1 protein-coding gene is annotated in these 308 nt (G+C 54.2%); it reads right to left on the bottom strand.

Annotation, left to right across the window (positions count from 1 at the left end):
- On the bottom strand, positions 1–236 hold a 236-nt coding region (locus E1189_RS26245; protein ID WP_408014719.1), incomplete at its 3' end, for a C2H2-type zinc finger protein.
- Positions 237–308: the final 72 nt, after the last annotated feature.

Here is a 308-nt window from a genome sequence, read left to right as displayed (position 1 = left end):
TGGGTGAAAGACTTGTTGCACCCGTCCTGACTACAGACAAAGGGCCTGTCCTTTGCGTGGGTGCGCTTGTGTTTGGTGAGATCACTGGATGTGGTGAAAGACTTATTACACCCGTCCTGGTCACAGACAAAAGGTCTCTCCTTTGTATGGGTGCGCTTGTGGACGACGAGTGCACCTGATTGGACGAAAGACCGATTGCACTGGCCACAGACAAAGGGCCTGTCCCCTGTGTGGATACGCTTGTGGGCGGTGAGAGCACCGGATTGGTTGAAAGACTGTTTGCACCCGTCCTGGTCACAGACAAAGGG

Origin of the sequence: Parendozoicomonas verongulae, assembly GCF_009711465.1 — a bacterium.
Classification (GTDB): Bacteria; Pseudomonadota; Gammaproteobacteria; order Pseudomonadales; family Endozoicomonadaceae; genus Sansalvadorimonas; species Sansalvadorimonas verongulae.
Note: the sequence above shows the minus strand (reverse complement) of the source record. Positions and strands in the feature narration are given on the sequence as shown.